Raw genomic sequence first — 19,422 nt, 5'->3', positions numbered from 1 at the left:
CTGTTCGCGCGGTGCGCCCGCACCGCGCTTTGTGTCTGGAAATCCCCCATGAACCCTACTTCTCATATCGCCCTTGGGCGCCTGGTGCTGGGCCTGGCCTTTGCTGCCGCCCTGCCCGTCCAGGCCGACGACACCACCCTGACCGGCGACTGGGGCGGCCTGCGCCGTGAACTCGACGAACGCGGCGTGCGTTTTACCGGCGACTACAGCGGTGAGACCGCCTACAACGCCCACGGCGGCCAGCATCGCTCGGCGCGCTATTCGCAGAATCTCAAACTCGGTGCGCAGTTCGACCTGGGCAAGCTCTACGGTTTCACCCATGGCGACCGCATCCAGCTGACCGTCAACGATCGGCGCGGCAACAGCGCCTCCGATGACCTGGTGGGCAACCGCCTGCCGATCCAGGAAAATTATGGCGGCCTGTATACGCGCCTCACCGAACTGAGCTATGAGCGCACGCTGTTCACCCCGGGGCTCAACATCAAGCTCGGCTACATGGCCATGGGCAATGACCTCGGCGGCCTGGACAGCGGCATCCTGTGCAATTTCATGAACGCCGGTTTCTGCGGGCATCCGCTGAACATGTCGGGCGGCAGCGGCTGGGCCAACTACCCGAACGCGCACCTGGGCGCGCGGGTTAAATACGACTTTTCGCCGAGCTGGCAACTGCGCGTGGCGGCGTTCAATGTCGACCCGTCCAGCAACGGTAATTCCAGCCGCGCCTGGCACCTGGGGCCCAAGCACACCACCGGCACCGTGGTGCCCATCGAGCTGATCTACAAACACGCCGGCAGCCTGCCGGGGGAATACAAGCTGGGTTACTACTACGACAGCTCCGATGTAAAACGCATCGGCAGTGATAAGGAGGTCAGCGGTCGCGGCGGCCATTACCTGTTGATCGATCAAGCCGTGTGGGCTTCCCGGTCATCCCAGGGCCGCAGCCTGCACGCCTTCGGTCAGTATTCGGCGGCCAGCGAGGCGGCGTCACCGTTCAGCAAGTGGTATGGCGCCGGAGTGGTGCTGTACAAACCGTTCGAGGGCCGCCCGCATGACACCATCGCCCTGGGCTATGGCCGCGCAGTGCCGAACCCGCGCAGTCGCGACGTACAGGCGCTTGCGGCGTTCAATGCCGACCGGCCCTACCCTGGCCTCGACAGCGCCGAGCAGTTGATCGAACTCAGTTATGGCTATCAGGCCACGCCCTGGCTGACCCTGCGGCCGGACGTGCAATACATCATCGAACCCGGCGCGTTTTCCGGGCAGAGCATCGACAATGCACTGATTCTGGGTTTGCAAGTCAAGGCGGTGTTCTAAGCCTCGCCTTTCTGGTACTGCCTCGGCGTACACCCGTACTCACGACGAAACACCGTGTGCAGGTATTGCGCCGATGTAAACCCGCAGGTCTGCGCGATATCGGCAATCGCCAGCGCCTGGTTTTCCAGGCCCTTGGCGGCGGCGGCGAGTTTGAAGCGCAGGATCTCATCGTGCACGCTGCACCCGCGCACCTTGCGAAAGTGCGACTCCAACGATGAACGCGACACCCCGACATACGCCGCCACCTGCGCGGTCTTGATGCCCTGGCACGCATACTGGCGAATGAACAGCAGGGCCTGCATCACATAGGGATTGCCCAACGGTTGATGCAGGCTGGAGGCCTGCACGTTGATCGCGTCCGGCGGCACCAGCACCTGCGTACCTGCACAGGGTTTGCCATGCAGCATCTGGTGCAGCAGCGCGGCGGCGGTGCGGCCCATGGTCTCGGTGCCCTGGATCACCGAACTGAGCGGCACCCGCGTCAGGGTGCGGGTCAACGGGTCATTGTCGATACCGATCAGCGCCACTTCCTCAGGCACTGCAATGCCCGCCGTCAGGCAAGCTTGCAGCAGTTGCCGGGCGCGGGCATCGGTCACCGCAATAATGCCGATGGGCTTGGGCAGGCTGTGCAGCCAGGCGATCTGCTGCTCCACCGCGCTGTCCCATAACGGCGCGCTGGTACCCAGGCCACGGTACACCTCGACATGCAGGCCATCGCGCTGCATCAAGCGGCGAAAGGCCTTCTCACGCTCCTGGGCCCAGCGATTGGCCTGGGCTTCGGGCAGGCTGAAACAGGCAAACCGCGTCAGCCCGGCCTCGATCAGGTGCTCGTAGGCCAACTTCATCAACGCATGGTTATCGGTCGCCACATAGGGAATGCCCTTGGGGTATTGGCCGGCGTCCTCATACGAACCGCCCACCGCCACCACCGGTATTCGGCTCCCGGCCAACGCCTCGCCGATCAGCGGGTCATCGAAGTCGGCGATGATGCCGTCGCCCTGCCAACGCTCGATGCCGCGCAACCGGCAGAGAAAATCTTCTTCCAGAAACAAATCCCAGGACGCCCGGGTGCTGCTCAGGTAATTGCCGATGCCGGCGATGATGCCACGGTCGTAGATTTTGCTGCCGTTGAAGAGCAAGGCGATGCGGTGAACGGGCGGTAGGGTTTTCATTGTTTTTGTCCTGGGGCCGGTTGAGACAGACTAGACCTGACTGCACAAAATCGCACCATCCCTTGGTGATTTTCATAATCAGCAGCCCCAGTGCCGTTGCTAGTATCCAGACACCGCCAAGAACAATAAGGAAAACGCCATGCCGTACTTCCCCGGTGTCGAGCAGGTTCGCTTCGAAGGTCCTGCCAGCGATGCCCCTCTCGCCTTTCGCCACTACGACGCCAACAAGTTGATCCTCGGCAAACCCATGCGCGAGCACCTGCGTATGGCCGCCTGTTACTGGCACACCTTTGTGTGGCCAGGGGCGGATATGTTTGGCGTGGGCACCTTCAAGCGACCGTGGCAGCGCAGCGGTGATCCGATGGAGTTGGCCATCGGCAAGGCGGACGCGGCCTTCGAGTTCTTCTCCAAGTTGGGCATCGATTACTACAGTTTTCACGATACCGATGTGGCGCCCGAAGGCAGCTCGCTCAAGGAATATCGCAACCACTTTGCGCAGATGGTCGATCACCTGGAGCGTCATCAGGAACAGACCGGTATCAAGCTGCTGTGGGGCACCGCCAATTGCTTCAGCAACCCGCGGTTTGCCGCCGGTGCCGCGAGCAACCCCGACCCAGAGGTGTTCGCCTACGCCGCTGCCCAGGTGTTCAGCGCGATGAATGCCACGCTGCGGCTCAAGGGCTCCAACTATGTGCTGTGGGGCGGCCGTGAAGGCTATGAAACCCTGCTCAATACCGACCTCAAGCGCGAGCGTGAACAGCTCGGCCGGTTCATGCGCATGGTGGTGGAACACAAACACAAGATCGGCTTCAAGGGCGACCTGTTGATCGAGCCCAAGCCCCAGGAGCCGACCAAGCACCAGTACGATTACGACAGCGCCACGGTGTTCGGCTTCCTGCATGAGTACGGCCTGGAACACGAGATCAAGGTGAACATCGAGGCCAACCACGCGACGCTGGCCGGGCACAGCTTTCATCATGAGATCGCCACCGCCGTGTCCCTGGGGATTTTCGGCAGCATCGACGCCAACCGTGGCGACCCGCAGAACGGCTGGGACACGGACCAATTCCCCAACAGCGTCGAGGAAATGACCCTGTCCACCTATGAGATTCTCAAGGCCGGCGGGTTCAAGAACGGCGGCTACAATTTCGATTCCAAAGTCCGCCGCCAGAGCCTGGACGATGTGGACCTGTTCCACGGCCATGTAGCGGCTATGGATGTACTGGCCCTGGCCCTGGAACGCGCGGCGGCGATGGTGCAGAACGACCGGCTGCAGCAGTTCAAGGACCAGCGTTATGCCGGCTGGGACCAGCCGCTGGGCAAAGCCGTATTGGCGGGCGAGTTCAGCCTGCAATCCCTCGCCGAACACGCGTTTGCCAACGAACTGGACCCGCAGGCCGTGAGTGGGCGCCAGGAGATGCTGGAGGGTGTGGTCAACCGGTTTATCTACACCTGACTGTGGCGAGGGAGCTTGCTCCCGCTGGGTCGCGAAGCGGCCCCGTCTACAGGTTCTGCGGTTTACCTGATATACCGAGGTGTCTGGTTTTGGGGCTGCTTCGCAGCCCAGCGGGAGCAAGCTCCCTCGCCACAGTGTCTTTCCAACAACAATAAAAGGACGCACCACCATGAAGTCATTCAAACGTACCCTGCTCGCCACCGCCCTGGCCCTGCTCGCCCTGCCGGTGATGGCCGATTCGGCGCACCCGAAAATCGGTTTTTCCATCGACGACCTGCGCCTGGAACGCTGGTCCCGAGACCGCGATTACTTCGTCGCGGCGGCGGAAAAGCTCGATGCCAAGGTGTTCGTGCAATCGGCCGATGCCAACGAGCAGAAGCAGATCTCGCAGATCGAAAACCTCATCTCACGTGGCGTCGACGTGATCGTTATCGTGCCGTTCAATGCCACGGTGTTGACCAACGCGGTCGCCGAAGCCAAGAAGGCCGGGATCAAAGTCGTGTCTTACGACCGGCTGATTCTCAACGCGGACATCGACGCCTACATTTCCTTCGATAACGAAAAGGTCGGCGAAATGCAGGCCAACGGCGTGCTGCAAGCGGCGCCCAAGGGCAATTACTTCCTGCTCGGCGGCGCGCCGACCGACAACAACGCCAAGGTGCTGCGCGAAGGCCAGATGAAAGTGCTGCAGCCGGCCATCGACAAGGGCGATATCAAGATTGTCGGCCAGCAGTGGGTCAAGGAATGGAACCCCACCGAGGCGCTGAGCATCGTCGAGAACGCCCTGACCCGCAATAACAACAAGATCGACGCCATCGTCGCCTCCAACGACGCCACCGCCGGCGGTGCGATCCAGGCGCTGGCCGCGCAGAAGCTGGCAGGCAAGGTGCCGATTTCCGGGCAGGACGCTGACCTGGCGGCGATCAAGCGCGTGATCGACGGTACCCAGACCATGACCGTCTACAAGCCGCTCAAGTTGATCGCCACCGAGGCGGCCAAACTGTCGGTGCAGCTGGCGCGCAATGAAAAACCCACCTACAGCTCGCAATACGACAATGGCAGCAAGCAGGTCGACACCATCCTGCTCACGCCGACGCCGCTGACCAAGGCCAATATCGACGTGCTGGAAAAGGACGGGTTCTACACCAAAGAGCAGATCGCCGGGCAATGATGACTGCCTCGATAAAACCTCGCCCCCTGTAGGAGCGAGCTTGCTCGCGAAAAACCCGAGAGAGCCGCGTTTATCCAGGAAGCGCGCATTATCGTTGACGTTTTTCGCGAGCAAGCTCGCTCCTACAGGGGTGGGGGCCAGCCTATTTGTGTGAGCCTTTCCCATGTCCGACTACTTGCTGCAAATGAACGGCATCGTCAAAAGCTTTGGCGGTGTCAACGCCCTCGACGGTATCGACATCAAGGTACGGCCGGGGGAATGCGTCGGCCTGTGTGGCGAAAACGGCGCCGGCAAATCCACCTTGATGAAGGTGCTGTCGGCGGTGTACCCGTATGGCACCTGGGAGGGCGAAATCCTCTGGGACGGGCAGCCGCTCAAAGCCCAGTCGATCAGCGAAACCGAAGCCGCCGGCATTGTCATCATTCACCAGGAATTGACCCTGGTGCCCGACCTGTCGGTGGCCGAGAACATCTTCATGGGCCACGAGCTGACCCTGCCCGGTGGGCGCATGAATTACCCGGCGATGCTGCACCGCGCCGAGGCGTTGATGCGCGAACTCAAGGTGCCGGACATGAACGTCGCGCTGCCGGTGTCGCAGTACGGCGGCGGCTACCAGCAACTGGTGGAGATCGCCAAGGCCCTCAACAAACAGGCGCGCCTGCTGATCCTGGACGAGCCCTCCTCGGCCCTGACCCGCTCGGAGATCGAGGTGCTGCTCGACATTATCCGCGACCTCAAGGCCAAGGGCGTGGCCTGTGTGTATATCTCGCACAAGCTCGATGAAGTGGCCGCCGTGTGCGACACCATTACAGTGATTCGCGATGGCAAGCACATAGCGACCACCGCCATGGCCGACATGGACATCCCACGGATCATCACGCAGATGGTCGGCCGCGAGATGAGCAACCTCTACCCCACCGAACCCCACGAGGTGGGCGAGGTGATCTTTGAAGCGCGCAACGTCACCTGCTACGACGTCGACAACCCCAGGCGCAAACGCGTCGACGATATTTCGTTTGTACTCAAGCGCGGTGAAATCCTCGGCATCGCCGGGCTGGTGGGCGCCGGGCGTACGGAACTGGTGTCGGCGCTGTTCGGCGCCTACCCCGGCCGCTACAGCGCCGAGGTATGGCTGGAGGGCCAGGTGATCGACACGCGCACGCCGCTCAAGTCGATCCGCGCAGGGCTGTGCATGGTGCCCGAGGACCGCAAGCGCCAGGGCATCATTCCCGACCTGGGCGTGGGCCAGAACATCACCCTGGCGGTGCTTGACACCTACGCCCACCTGACCCGCATCGACGCCGAGGCCGAACTGGGCAGCATCGATCAGCAGATCGCCCGCATGCACCTCAAGACAGCCAGCCCGTTTCTGTCGATCACCAGCCTGTCCGGTGGCAATCAGCAAAAAGCCGTGCTGGCGAAAATGCTGATGGCCAAGCCCAAGGTGCTGATCCTCGATGAGCCCACGCGCGGGGTGGATGTGGGCGCCAAGTACGAGATCTACAAACTGATGGGCGCGCTGGCGGCCGAGGGAGTATCGATCATCATGGTGTCGTCGGAGCTCGCTGAAGTGCTCGGCGTGTCCAACCGCGTGCTGGTGATCGGCGACGGCCAGCTGCGGGGTGACTTCATCAATCAGGGGCTCACCCAGGAACAGGTGCTCGCCGCTGCGCTCAGCCAAAATAACAATGATCGGAAGACCGCGTAGATGAATCAGGTCAAACACCTTTTCACCCGCTACAAAATGCTCGCCCTAGTGATCGCCGTGGCGTTCATCTGGCTGTTTTTCAGCTGGCAGACCGACGGCGGCTTCCTCACGCCGCGCAACCTGTCCAACCTGCTGCGGCAGATGTCGATCACCGGGATCCTGGCGTGCGGCATGGTGCTGGTGATTATCAGCGGCGAAATCGATTTGTCGGTGGGTTCGTTGCTGGGTTTGCTGGGTGGGCTGGCGGCGATCCTGGATGTGGTGTACCACATCCCGCTGCTGGCCAACCTGAGCCTGGTGGCGTTGTGTGGCCTGATGATCGGCCTGGCGAATGGCTACATGACCGCCTACCTGCGCATCCCCTCGTTCATTGTCGGCCTGGGCGGGATGCTGGCGTTTCGTGGGATCCTGCTGGGAATCACCGGCGGCACCACCATCGCACCGGTGTCGCCGTCGCTGGTGTACGTCGGCCAAGGGTACCTGCCGCACACCGTGGGCATCGGCCTGGGTGCAGTGCTGTTCGCGCTGACCCTGTTCCTCACCTGGAAACAACGGCGCAACCGCGCCCTGCATGGCCTGGCCGCGCACTCTCTGATGCGCGACGTACTGCGCGTGGTGCTGATCGGCGCGGTGCTGGCCGGGTTTGTCACCACCCTCAACAGCTATGACGGCATTCCGGTGCCGGTGTTGCTGCTGCTGGTACTGCTCGGCGTGTTCAGCTACGTCACCAGCCAGACAGTCTTCGGCCGTCGCGTGTATGCGGTGGGCAGCAATATGGAAGCCACGCGGCTGTCCGGCATCAATGTGCAGGCGGTGAAATTGTGGATCTTCGGCATCATGGGCGTGATGTGCGCCCTCGCCGGCCTGGTCAACACCGCCCGCCTGGCCGCCGGCTCACCGTCGGCGGGCAATATGGGCGAGCTGGACGCCATCGCAGCGTGCTTCATCGGCGGCACCTCGATGCGCGGCGGGTCGGGCACGGTATATGGCGCCTTGCTCGGGGCGTTGGTGATTACCAGTTTGGATAACGGCATGTCGATGCTGGATGTGGACAGTTACTGGCAGATGATCGTGAAGGGCAGCATCCTGGTGCTGGCGGTGTGGGTGGACGTGAGTACACGGGCGGGACGCCGGTAGACCCTGTGGGAGGGGGCTTGCTCCCGATGGCGGATTGCCAGTCGATATTCATTCAGCTGATACACCGCTATCGGGGGCAAGCCCCCTCCCACATTGTCCTCATTTTTCCACGGGGATGATCGTTCCAACGCAGGAGCGCGGAAACGATCGGTGTCTGCGGTCAATCCTTCTCGACCAGAGCAGTGTTGCCGTCCCATCCGCCACCCAGCGCCGCAATCAATTGCACGCTCGCTACCAGCCGCGACTGCAGCAAGGTCAATACCGTGCGCTCGTTGCTCAAGGCAGTCGCCTGTACGGTGACCACGTCCAGATAAGCGATCAACCCGGCCTTGTACTGGTTTTCGGTCAACCGCAACGACTCGCGGGCAGCCTCCAGCGCTTCGTTGCTGACCACCGCTTCGTCCGCCAGCACTTTGAGCTGCACCATGTAGTTTTCCACTTCGCGGAACCCATCCAGCACGGTCTGACGGTACTTGGCCACGGTCTCGTCATAACTGGCCACGCTGCGGTCGACTTCCGCCGAGCGCTGGCCGCCGTCGAACAGGGTCATGGCCAGCTTCGGGCCCACCGACCAGAAGCGGTTCGGCAGGCTGATCCAGTCTGCATAGGTGCTGCTGGAATAGCCCCCCGCCAGGCTCAAGGTCAAGTCGGGGTAATAGGCAGCCTTGGCTACGCCGATATTGGCGTTGGCCGCAATCACCGAGCGTTCCGCCGAGGCGATATCCGGGCGGCGCTCCAACAGGTGCGACGGCAGGCCGACGGGAATCTGCGGCAGCGCCGGGATGTCTTTGCTCACGGCCAGGCTGAAATTGGCCGGCGCTTCACCGATCAATACCGCAATGGCGTTTTCCAGCTGCGCGCGCTGCCAGATCAGGTCGATCAGGCTGGCCTGGGTGGTCTTGAACTGGGTTTGCGCCTGGGCGATGGCGTCCTTGCCGGCCACACCGGCGCGGTATTGGTTTTCGGTCATTTGCAGCGAGCGCTGGTAGGTGTCCAGGGTGGCTTGCAGCAAACGGGTCTGTTCGTCCATGACCCGCAACTGCAAATAGCTCTGCACCAGCTCCGACTGTTGGCTCAGGCGCATTGCGGCCAGGTCGGCCGAGCTGGCCTCGGCGCTGGCTTCGTTGGCCTCCAGGCCTCGACGCAATTTGCCCCAGACATCGGCTTCCCAGCTCACGCCCAACTGCGCATTGAGGGTGTCGCGAATACCACTGCTGGAACTGCTGAGGCTGGCGCTGCTGCTACCGGTGCCCTGGCTGGCGCGGGTTTTACCGACGCTCAGGTCGACGCTGGGGTAAAACGCCCCGCGAGCACTGCGTACCAGTGCCTGGGCCTGGCGAAAACGCGCCTCGGCCTGGGCGACGGTCTGGTTGGAGGTGTTGAGGCGCACCACCAAGTCGTTCAATTGGCGGTCGCCGTACAGCTCCCACCATGCGCCACGGGCCAGGGAATCGCTTGGATTGGCCTGACGCCAGCCTTGGGCTTGCTTGAATTGTGCCGGTTCGACCACAGGCGGCCGCTGGTAATCAGGGCCGATGGCGCAGGCGCTGAGTAGCACACCAGAGATAACCAGGGTAAGCACCCTCATACCCTTGCCGAGACTGGCGCTGTGGCGAGGGAGCTTGCTCCCGCTGGAGGGCGGAGCACTCCCAGGCGCTTTTGGGGCCGCTGCGCAGCCCAGCGGGAGCAAGCTCCCTCGCCACAACAAGCGGGAGCCTACCGGTGAGGGATTGGTTGAATCGGTCATAGCGCAGTGTCCAGGGCAGCATCGGTACGCACGCCGCGCCAGGCATTGAAGCGGTGGCGCGCGCGGTCAAGATAGAGGTAAACCACCGGAGTGGTGTAAAGGGTCAGGATCTGGCTGAACACCAGGCCGCCGATAATGGTCAGGCCCAGGGGCTGGCGCATTTCCGCGCCGTCGCCGGCGCCGAGCAGCAATGGCAAGGCCCCGAGAATCGCCGCCAGGGTGGTCATCAGGATCGGCCGCAGGCGCAGCAGGCAGGCGCTGCGAATCGACTCCAGCGGGCTCATGCCGTCATGACGCTCAAGCTGCAGCGCCAGGTCGATCATCAGGATCGCGTTTTTCTTCACCACCCCGATCAGCAGGAACAGCCCCAGCAGCGAGATCAGGCTGAACTCCCCGCCCAGCAGGTAAATAGACAGCAACGCGCCAACCCCGGCCGAGGGCAAGGTCGACAGAATCGTCAGCGGGTGGATATAGCTTTCATACAGAATGCCCAGCACCAGGTACACCGCCACCAACGCACCGAGAATCATGAACGGCTGGCCCTTCTGGGTCGCGGCGAACGCGTCGGCGGTGCCGGCCATCTTCGCGATCACATCTTCCGGCAGGCCGACCTTGGCAATCGCGCGTTCGATGGCAGCGGTGCCCTGCTCCACCGTGACGCCGGGAGCCATGTCGAACGCGATGTTTTCCGAGGCGAACTGCCCTTCATGGCTGACGCGGTCATCGGCCAGGCTGTTCTCATAATGGGCAATGGTCGACAGCGGCACGCGCGCGCCATCGGCGGTGATCACCTGCACCTGATTAAGGGTGATCGGGTCCTGAGCATATTTAGGGTTGACCTCCATCACCACCTGATACTGGTTGAGGCTGTCGTAGATCGTGGAAATCTGCCGCTGGCTGTAGGCGTTATTCAGCACCGAGGTGACCATGTCCATGTCGATACCCAGGCGCTTGGCCTGATCGCGGTCGACGATCAGCGTGACCTGGGCCGCGCCGCGTCCTTCGCGGGCGTCGATGGCGGTCAGCTCCGGCAGTTCACGCATGGCGGCCACCACTTTCGGGTACCACAGGCGCAACGCGGCCAGGTCACCGCTTTGCAGGATGTAGGAGTACTGCGCGCTGGTCTGGTCGCGGCTACCACCAAACTGCAGGTCCTGGTCGGCCATCAGGAACAGGCGCCCGCCGGGCACCAGCGGTACCTCCTTGCGCAAGCGCTCGATCACCGCCTGGGCCGAGACCTTGCGCTCACCGATGGGTTTGAGGCGCACCAGCATCACCGCATTGTTGATGCCGCTGTTGCCGCCGATAAAGCCAGCCACGCTGAGCACCGCCGGGTCCTTGAGCACGGCCTGGCGAAAAATTTCCATCTTCGGCTGCATCACATTGAACGACAGCCCGTCATCGCCGCGCACAAAACCGATCAACTGGCCGGTGTCCTGCTGGGGCATGAAGGTTTTCGGCACCACCACGTACAGCGCGATGTTCACGCCCACGGTGACCAGCAGGCTGAGCAGGGTCAGGCGTCGATGGCGCAGCACCCAGTCCAGGCTGGTGGCATAGGCGGCGACCATGCGCTCGTTGATGCGGTGGCTCCAGCGCTGCAACCCGGTCATCTGCCCTTTGACATGGGGCTTGAGCCAGCGCGCGCAGAGCATCGGGGTCAGGGTCAGCGACACGATCAGCGAGACGATGATCGCCGCCGACAAGGTGATGGAAAACTCACGAAACAGGTTGGTGACAATGCCGCCCATGAACAGGATGGAGAGAAACACCGCCACCAGCGATACGTTCATCGACAGCAAGGTAAAGCCGACTTCCTCGGCGCCCAGGTAGGCAGCCTTCATCGGCGGCACGCCCTCGTCGATATGCCGGGAAATGTTCTCCAGCACCACAATGGCATCGTCCACCACCAGGCCGGTCGCCAGGATCAGCGCCATCAGCGAGAAGTTGTTCAACGAAAACCCGTACAGGTACATCACCGCAAAAGTGCCCACCAGCGACACCGGCACCGCCAGGGTGGGGATCAACGAGGCGCGGAAGTTGCCCAGGAACAGGTACACCACCAGCACCACCAGGGCCACGGCAATCAGCAGGGTCATTTCGGCTTCGTGCAAGGTGGCGGTGATGACCGGCGAACGGTCCATGGCCAGGTTGAGCTTGACGCTGGACGGCAACACCGCCTGCAACGCCGGCAACTGCGCCTTGATCTGCCGCACCGTCTCGATGATGTTGGCGCCGGACTGGCGGTTGATCACCAGCAGCACTGCCGAATCATTGTTGAAAAAACCGCTGTTGTAACGGTCTTCGACGCCATCGCTGATCTTCGCCACATCGCTCAGGCGCAGCGCCGCACCGTTCTGGTAGCGAATCAGCAGCGGCTCATAGTCCTTGGCCTTTTCCAACTGGTCATTGGCCTGGATCTGCCAGTTACGCTCGCTGTCTTCCAGGGAGCCCTTAGGCCGGCGCTGGTTGGCGTTGGCGATGGTATTGCGCACATCGTCCAGGGCCACGCCGTACTGGTCGAGGGCCTTGGGCTCCAGTTCGATGCGCACCGCCGGCAGCGAACTGCCGCCGATCTGCACTTCTCCCACCCCCGGCACCTGGGACAGGCTCTGGGACAGGATGGTCGAGGCCAGGTCGTACAGCTGGCCCTTCTGCAGCACGTCCGAGGTCAGCGACAGCACCATGATCGGCGCCTGGGACGGGTTGATCTTCTTGTACGTGGGCATGCTGCGCATGCCGCTGGGCAGCAAATTGCGCGACGCATTGATCGCCGCCTGCACTTCCCGCGCCGCGCCGTTGATATCGCGGTCGGAATCGAACGCCAGGATCACCCGCGTAGAGCCCTGGCTCGACGAACTGCTCATGGTGGTGATGCCGGCAATCGCGCCGAACGAGCGCTCCAGCGGCGTGGCCACGGTAGACGCCATCACCTCGGGGCTGGCGCCGGGCAAGCTGGCCGACACCACGATCACCGGGAAGTCGATCTGCGGCAACGGCGACACCGGCAGCAGGTTGAAGCTGACGCCGCCGAGCAGCATGATCGCCAGGCTCAGCAGCATCGTGGCTACCGGCCGGCGAATGAACGGTCCGGACAGGTTCATGACTCAACCGGCTCCAGGCTCTGTGGCTCTTTGCGCCAGCGCCGTCCCAACCGATCGAAATACAGGTAGATCACCGGCGTGGTGAACAGCGTCAACACCTGGCTCACCAGCAACCCGCCGACCATCACCAGGCCCAGGGGCTGGCGCAGCTCGGCACCGGAACCGCTGGCCAGCATCAACGGCACCGCACCGAACAAGGCGGCCAGGGTGGTCATCAGGATCGGCCGGAAGCGCAGCAGCGCCGCCTGGTAGATGGCGGTCTGCGGGTCAAGGCCCTGGTTGCGCTCGGCGTCGAGGGCGAAGTCGATCATCATGATCGCGTTCTTCTTGACGATACCGATCAGCAAAATGATGCCGATGATCGCGATCATGCCCAGGTCATTGCCACTGAGCAGCAAGGCGAGCAAGGCCCCCACCGCCGCCGAGGGCAAGGTCGAGAGAATGGTGATCGGGTGGATATAACTCTCGTAGAGCACGCCGAGCACGATGTACATGGTCACCACCGCCGCCAGGATCAGCAGCAAGGTGCTCGACAGCGAGGCTTCGAACGCCTGGGCCGCGCCCTGGAACTGGGTCTGCACGCCGACCGGCATGCCGATGTCCTTCTGGGTCTGATTGATCAGCTCGACGCCTTTGCCCAGCGCAACGCCGGGGGCCAGGTTGAACGACATCATCACCGCCGGGAACTGGCCGATATGGGCAATCGCCAACTGTGCCTGGCGCTGCTCCACATGGGCCAGGCTCGACAGCCGTACCTGGCCGCCGTCGGTGGTCTTCACATGGATCTGGTTGAGCGCGGCCGGGCCCAAGGTTTCGCCCGATTGGGCCTGCAATACCACGCGGTACTGGCTGGCCTGGGTGTAGATGGTGGAAATCTGCCGTTGGCCGAAGGCGTCGTACAGCGCGTCGGTGATGGTCGAGACGCTGACGCCCAGGCGCGAGGCGGCATCGCGGTCGATCACCAGGTACACCTGCAGGCCTTTGTCCTGCAGGTCACTGGCCACGTCGGTGAGTTCCGGCAACTGGCTGAGGGCGTGCACCAGTTTGTCGCTCCACAGGGCCAACAGCTCGGCGTCCGGCGAGGACATGCTGAATTGGTACTGGGTGCGGCTGACACGGTCTTCAATGGTCAGGTCCTGCACCGGCTGCATGAACAGGCGGATGCCCACCAGCTTGTCGATTTCCGGTTGCAGGCGCGCGATCACCTGCGTCGCGCTCAAGTCGCGCTGCCCGTGGGCCTTGAGGTTGATCAGCAAGCGGCCGCTGTTGAGCGTGGCGTTATCACCGTCCACGCCAATGTAGGACGACAGGCTTTCAACCGCCGGATCGGCCAGGATGATCTTCGCCAGTTGCTGCTGGCGCTGGCTCATCGCCGCAAAGGAGATCGACTGCGGCGCTTCGGAAATCCCCTGGATCACCCCGGTATCCTGCACCGGGAAAAAGCCCTTGGGCACCACCAGGTACAGCACCACCGTAAGACCCAGGGTGGCGATGGCCACCAGCAAGGTCAGCGGCTGGTGCTTGAGCACCCACTGCAACTTGCGCCCGTAGGCTTCGATCAGCCAATCGATCCAGGCGCCGCTGGCCTTGTAGAAACGGCCCTGCTCCTCTTCTTTCGGCTCACGCTTGAGCAAGCGCGCGCACATCATCGGCGTGAGCGTGAGGGACACCACCAGGGAAATCAGGATCGCCACGGCCAGGGTAATGGCGAACTCGCGGAACAGGCGCCCGACCACGTCGGCCATGAACAGCAGCGGGATCAGCACGGCGATCAGCGACAGGGTCAGGGAAATCAGGGTGAAGCCAATCTGTTTGGCGCCCTTGAGCGCGGCGGCCATGGGCGTCTCGCCTTCCTCGATGTAGCGGGAGATGTTCTCCAGCATCACGATGGCATCGTCCACCACGAACCCGGTGGCAATGGTCAGGGCCATCAACGTCAGGTTATTGACCGAGAACCCCGCCAGGTACATCACGCCAAAGGTGCCGATCAGCGACAGCGGCACGGCGATGGATGGAATAAGCGTGGCGCTGACTCGGCGCAGGAACAGGAACGTCACCATCACCACCAGGACAATGGCGATCAGCAATTCGTGCTGCACGTCCTTCACCGACGCACGGATGGTCTGGGTGCGATCGGTGAGCACCGTCACGTCCAGGCCCGCCGGCAGGTTGTCGGTGATGCTCGGCAGCAGCGCCTTGATACGGTCCACCACCTCGATCACGTTGGCGCCCGGCTGGCGCTGGATATTGAGCAGCACGGCCTGGTTTTCATTGGCCCAGGCGGCAAGCCGTTCGTTTTCGGCGCCGTCGACAATTTGCGCCACGTCTTTAAGGCGCAGCGGCGCGCCGTTGCTGTAGGCCAGAATGAGTTCGGCATATTGCTGGGGCGAGACCAACTGGTCGTTGGCGTCGAGCATCGACACCCGGGTGGGGCCGTCGAAATTGCCCTTGGGCTGGTTGACGTTGGACGCGGCGATCAAGGTGCGCACGTCCGACAGGTTCAAGCCGTTGGCCGCCAGGGCCTCGGGGTTGACCTTGATGCGCACGGCCTGGCGCTGGCCACCGGCGATGCTGACCATGCCGACACCGCTGATCTGCGCGATCTTTTGCGCCATGCGCGTGTCGACCAGGTCATTGAGCTTGGGCAGCAGCATGGTCTTGGAGGTGATGGCCAACGTCAGTACCGGCGTATCCGCCGGGTTGACCTTGTTGTACACCGGCGGCGCCGGCAAATCTTTGGGCAGCAGGTTGGTGGCGGCGTTGATTGCGGCCTGTACCTGTTGCTCGGCGACATCCATGTTGATGTCGAGGTTAAAGCGCAGGGTCAGCACCGACGCGCCGCCGGAGCTGGTGGACGCCATCTGGGTCAGGCCGGGCATCTGCCCGAACTGGCGCTCCAGCGGCGCGGTGACTGCGCTGGTCATCACGTCGGGGCTGGCGCCGGGGTACAGCGTCATCACCCGAATCGTCGGGTAGTCCACCTGGGGCAAGGCCGACACCGGCAACAGGCGATAGGCGATGAGGCCGGCCAATACAATGGCCAGCATGCTCAGCGTAGTGGCGACCGGGCGAAGGATGAACAGGCGCGACAGGTTCATGCGCCGACCTTTTGCGCCTTGCCGCCGTCAGTACCCGTCTCCCCTTTTGCCGCGGGCTTGCCTTGCAGGTGTTCGGTCGGGGTGGTCGGCACTTCGCTGCTGTCGTTGACCACTTCGATTTCACTGCCGTCCTTGAGACGGTCGGTGCCTTCCATGACCACCCGATCACCTGCCGCGAGGCCTTGCTTGATCACGGTGTTGTTGCCATCGGTGTCGCCCACCACCAGCGGCTGGACCTTGACCTTCTTGTCGCCATCGAGCTTGTAGACGAAGGTGCCGTTGTTACCGAACTGGATCGCAGCGGAAGGTGCCAGCACCACGTTGTGCAAGGTGTCGGCCAGCAGATGCACATTGACGAACTGATTGGGGAACAGCGCCTGATCCTTGTTATCGAAGCGCGCCTTGAATTTCAGGGTGCCGGTGGTCACGTCGATCTGGTTGTCCAGGCTTTGCAGCACGCCCACCGCCTGCTTTTTCGCGTCGCCACGGTCCCAGGCTTCCACCGGCAGTTTGTTGCCGGCGTGGTAACGGGCCAGCACGGTTTCCAGGGTATTTTCCGGCAGGGTGAAGGCCACGCTGATTGGTTGGGTCTGGGTGATCACCGCGAGGGCGGTGGTGTCGTTGGCGGCTACCAGGTTGCCGACATCGAGCTGACGCAGGCCGACGCGACCGGCAATCGGTGCGCGGATCTTGGTGAATTCAAGGTTCAGCTTGGCATCGTCGACCGCGCCCTGGTTGGTCTTGACCGTGCCCTGGTACTGCATCACCAGCGCTTCGGCGGTGTCCAGGGTCTGCTTGGCGATGCTGTCCTGGGCATACAGGCCGCGATAGCGCTCGACGTCGACCTGGGCGTTTTTCAGCTGGGCCTGGTTCTGCAACAACGTGCCCTGGGCCTGGAGCAAGGCGTTCTGGTAGCTGCGCGGGTCGATTTCCGCCAGCAAGTCGCCGGCCTTGACCATCTGCCCTTCTTCAAAGGCAATCTTCACCAGCTCGCCGCCCACCCGGCTGCGCACATTAATGGTGTTGAGCGCCGTCACCGTGCCCAACGCCTTGTAGTACACCGGAAAGTCCCCCAGCGCCACCGATGCCACACGCACCGGAATCGGGCCGGTAGCACCGCCGAAACCCGGGCGCGCCATGCCGGTTTTACCGGTGTGCCCGGCCGGAGCGTCCTTATGGGCCGCGCTGCCGGGCCAGAATTTCCAGCACAGGCCGGCGATAACCAGCAGCACGAGCAGGCCGAACAGCCAGCGACGGGAGTTGCGGGGGGAGGATTGCATGGAGTGATCAACCATTGGGCGCGAGAGCTTCTTCTTTGGGAGGCTGAAAGATAAGCACTGGGGTGCGTTTAGAAAAGCACCTTTACCGGCTATTTACCTTGGGCTTACAACTTTTAACTATTGATCTTAGTCCACCGGCTATTTCGCTAAACCGCTGACGCTCAAATAAAAACGGCCTGGACTAGGCCAGGCCGCAATCATGCATCATACGTGTTACTGCCAAACGACAGTCACGCGCAGATACAGTTACTTCAACACCGCCAGGGCGGCGTCGTAGTTTGGCTCTTCAGCGATTTCCTTGACCAACTCGCTGTGCAGCACAGTGTCGTTTTCGTCCAGCACCACCACCGCGCGAGCGGTCAGGCCCTTGAGCGGGCCGTCGGCAATCGCCACACCGTAATCAACGGCGAAATCCGAATCGCGGAAGTCGGACAGGTTCTTCACGTTTTCCAGGCCTTCGGAACCGCAGAAACGCGCCTGGGCGAATGGCAGGTCGGTGGAGATGCACAGCACCACGGTGTTTTCCACATCGTTGGCCTGGGCGTTGAACTTGCGCACCGAGGTCGCGCAGGTTGGGGTGTCAACGCTTGGGAAGATGTTCAGCACTTTGCGCTTGCCGGCAAAGGTGGCCAGGGTGGCGTTGGACAGATCGCCGGCGGTCAGGGTGAAGTCTGCAGCTTTGGCGCCGACTTTCGGCAGTTCGCCTTCAACCTGGACCGGGTTGCCTTTGAGGGTAACTTGAGCCATGAACGGAATCCTTATGCTGGGTTTTGGTTAAACGAAATCGAGAGGCCGAAGTTAACCACAAAGTCCGTTGGCTACCTACCGCCAGACACAAATTGTCATGCCATCTGGTTGTGGTTTAATTGCGCGCTTTTCGCCTGCCCTTCAAGGAAATCAACGCCGATGAATCATCCCGCCACCAAAGTCCTGGTCATCGGTTACGTCTGGCCGGAGCCGCGTTCTTCGGCTGCCGGCGGGCATATGATGCAAATTCTGCAGAGTTTTCTTACACAAGGTTGGGACATAACCTTCAGCAGCCCGGCCACCATCGGCGAGCACAAGGCCGACTTGCCGGCGCTGGGCATCCGTGAATGCGCCATCGCGCTCAATAACAGCAGCTTCGACGACTTCATCCGTGAGCTGGCGCCGGACATCGTGCTGTTCGACCGCTTCATGATGGAAGAACAGTTCGGCTGGCGCGTGGAAAAATGCTGCCCCGAGGCCCTGCGAGTGCTGGAAACCTCCGACCTGCAAAGCCTGCGCGACGCCCGGCACGTGCGGCTCAAGGCGGCGCTCAAAGCCGATCCGGAGGGTGACGACTTTACCGCCCTGTTCGCCCCGGACCTGGAGCAAGAATTCCAACGGATGGCCGACACTGACCTGGCCAAACGCGAAATTGCCGCGATCTACCGCTGCGACATCAGCCTGATGATCTCCGACGTGGAAATCCGCCTGCTCACCGAGCAGTTCAAGGTGCCTGCCGCCCTGCTCCACTGGTGCCCGTTGATGATGGAGCCGCCAACCGCAGCCTTTGCGCCGTTCGAAGACCGCGCGCACTTTCTCAGCATCGGCAACTTCCGCCACGCGCCCAACTGGGACGCGGTGCTGTGGATGAAGCACAGCCTCTGGCCGCTGATCCGCCAGCAATTACCGGGCGCCCAGTTGCACATCTATGGCGCCTACACCCCGCCCAAGGCCACCGCCCTGCACAACCCAACGCAGGGCTTTCATGTGATGAACTGGGCCGAAGATGCGCTGCAAGTGATGACGGCCGCACGCATCTGCCTGGCGCCGCTGCGCTTTGGTGCGGGGATCAAAGGCAAGTTGGTCGACGCGATGCTGTGCGGCACGCCCAATGTCACCACCCCAATCGGCGCCGAGGCCATGGGCGATGACCAGCCCTGGCCCGGCGTGATCGAACACGACGCCCCGGCTCTGGCCGCTGCCGCCGTGAGCCTCTACCAGAACCGCCAGCGCTGGACCGAAGCCCAGGAACACGGTCGCCAGCTTCTGGCCCGGCGTTATGACCAGGCTATTCATGGGCCCGCTCTGGTAGCGTGCCTGGAGCAATGCCGCGGCAACCTCGCCGCCCATCGCCGGGACAATTTCACCGGCAGCATGCTGCGCCATCATGCGCACAAGAGCACCCAGTACATGTCTCAGTGGATCGAAGCAAAAAACCGCAGCCTTTAACGCGCGACGCTGGCAGGGTCGCGCGCAACGGGGCATTAT

General features: G+C 62.6%; 12 protein-coding genes. 6 read left to right on the top strand and 6 right to left on the bottom strand.

Annotated elements, in window-relative coordinates:
* The first annotated feature begins 48 nt into the window (after positions 1-48).
* Positions 49-1,314 carry a carbohydrate porin gene (locus C4J86_RS11025; RefSeq protein WP_124370401.1) on the top strand — a complete coding sequence of 422 codons (1,266 nt, stop codon included), beginning with the start codon at positions 49-51 and terminating at the stop codon, positions 1,312-1,314.
* Here the strand turns inward: C4J86_RS11025 and C4J86_RS11020 are convergent.
* Positions 1,311-2,486 carry a XylR family transcriptional regulator gene (locus C4J86_RS11020; protein ID WP_124370400.1) on the bottom strand — a complete coding sequence of 392 codons (1,176 nt, stop codon included), beginning with the start codon at positions 2,484-2,486 and terminating at the stop codon, positions 1,311-1,313. The two genes, C4J86_RS11025 and C4J86_RS11020, sit on opposite strands and share 4 nt — an antisense overlap.
* A gap of 139 nt (positions 2,487-2,625) precedes the next feature.
* On the opposite strand from C4J86_RS11020, the gene xylA reads away from it, so the two are divergent.
* The 4 genes from xylA (at position 2,626) to C4J86_RS11000 (ending at position 7,958) form a co-directional block, all read left to right on the top strand.
* Entirely contained in the window at positions 2,626-3,942 is a 1,317-nt protein-coding gene (gene xylA / locus C4J86_RS11015) for a xylose isomerase (RefSeq protein WP_124370399.1), read from the top strand.
* A gap of 169 nt (positions 3,943-4,111) precedes the next feature.
* On the top strand, positions 4,112-5,113 hold the full coding sequence (gene xylF / locus C4J86_RS11010; protein WP_124370398.1) for a D-xylose ABC transporter substrate-binding protein: 1,002 nt from the start codon (positions 4,112-4,114) through the stop codon (positions 5,111-5,113).
* A 163-nt stretch (positions 5,114-5,276) separates the two neighbouring features.
* Entirely contained in the window at positions 5,277-6,821 is a 1,545-nt protein-coding gene (xylG, locus tag C4J86_RS11005; protein ID WP_124370397.1) for a D-xylose ABC transporter ATP-binding protein, read from the top strand.
* Positions 6,822-7,958, top strand: coding sequence for a sugar ABC transporter permease (locus C4J86_RS11000; RefSeq protein WP_124366683.1), 1,137 nt, complete (start codon positions 6,822-6,824; stop codon positions 7,956-7,958).
* Positions 7,959-8,118: 160 nt separating this feature from the next.
* Here the strand turns inward: C4J86_RS11000 and C4J86_RS10995 are convergent, their stop codons facing one another.
* The 5 genes from C4J86_RS10995 to tpx all read right to left on the bottom strand — a co-directional run bounded on the left by C4J86_RS10995 (position 8,119) and on the right by tpx (position 17,934).
* Positions 8,119-9,546, bottom strand: coding sequence for an efflux transporter outer membrane subunit (locus C4J86_RS10995; protein ID WP_124370396.1), 1,428 nt, complete (start codon positions 9,544-9,546; stop codon positions 8,119-8,121).
* A gap of 155 nt (positions 9,547-9,701) precedes the next feature.
* Entirely contained in the window at positions 9,702-12,809 is a 3,108-nt protein-coding gene (locus tag C4J86_RS10985) for an efflux RND transporter permease subunit (protein ID WP_124370395.1), read from the bottom strand.
* Complete coding sequence (locus C4J86_RS10980) at positions 12,806-15,907, bottom strand: MdtB/MuxB family multidrug efflux RND transporter permease subunit (RefSeq protein ID WP_124370394.1); 3,102 nt, start codon at positions 15,905-15,907, stop codon at positions 12,806-12,808. The genes C4J86_RS10985 and C4J86_RS10980 overlap by 4 nt, the downstream gene beginning before the upstream one ends.
* The gene (locus C4J86_RS10975; protein WP_124370393.1) at positions 15,904-17,202 is read right to left on the bottom strand and encodes an MdtA/MuxA family multidrug efflux RND transporter periplasmic adaptor subunit; all 1,299 of its coding nucleotides are present in this window, start codon (positions 17,200-17,202) and stop codon (positions 15,904-15,906) included. The genes C4J86_RS10980 and C4J86_RS10975 overlap by 4 nt, the downstream gene beginning before the upstream one ends.
* Positions 17,203-17,433: 231 nt before the next feature.
* Entirely contained in the window at positions 17,434-17,934 is a 501-nt protein-coding gene (tpx, locus tag C4J86_RS10970; protein ID WP_124370392.1) for a thiol peroxidase, read from the bottom strand.
* A 159-nt stretch (positions 17,935-18,093) separates the two neighbouring features.
* On the opposite strand from tpx, the gene C4J86_RS10965 reads away from it, so the two are divergent.
* Positions 18,094-19,383: a glycosyltransferase family 4 protein gene (locus C4J86_RS10965; protein ID WP_124370391.1), complete on the top strand. Its 1,290-nt coding sequence runs from the start codon at positions 18,094-18,096 to the stop codon at positions 19,381-19,383.
* Positions 19,384-19,422 lie beyond the last annotated feature (39 nt).

Origin of the sequence: Pseudomonas sp. R2-7-07 (genome assembly GCF_003852355.1) — a bacterium.
GTDB lineage: Bacteria > Pseudomonadota > Gammaproteobacteria > Pseudomonadales > Pseudomonadaceae > Aquipseudomonas.
The sequence above is the reverse complement of the archived record's forward strand: the minus strand, read 5'-3'. Positions and strand labels throughout refer to the sequence as shown.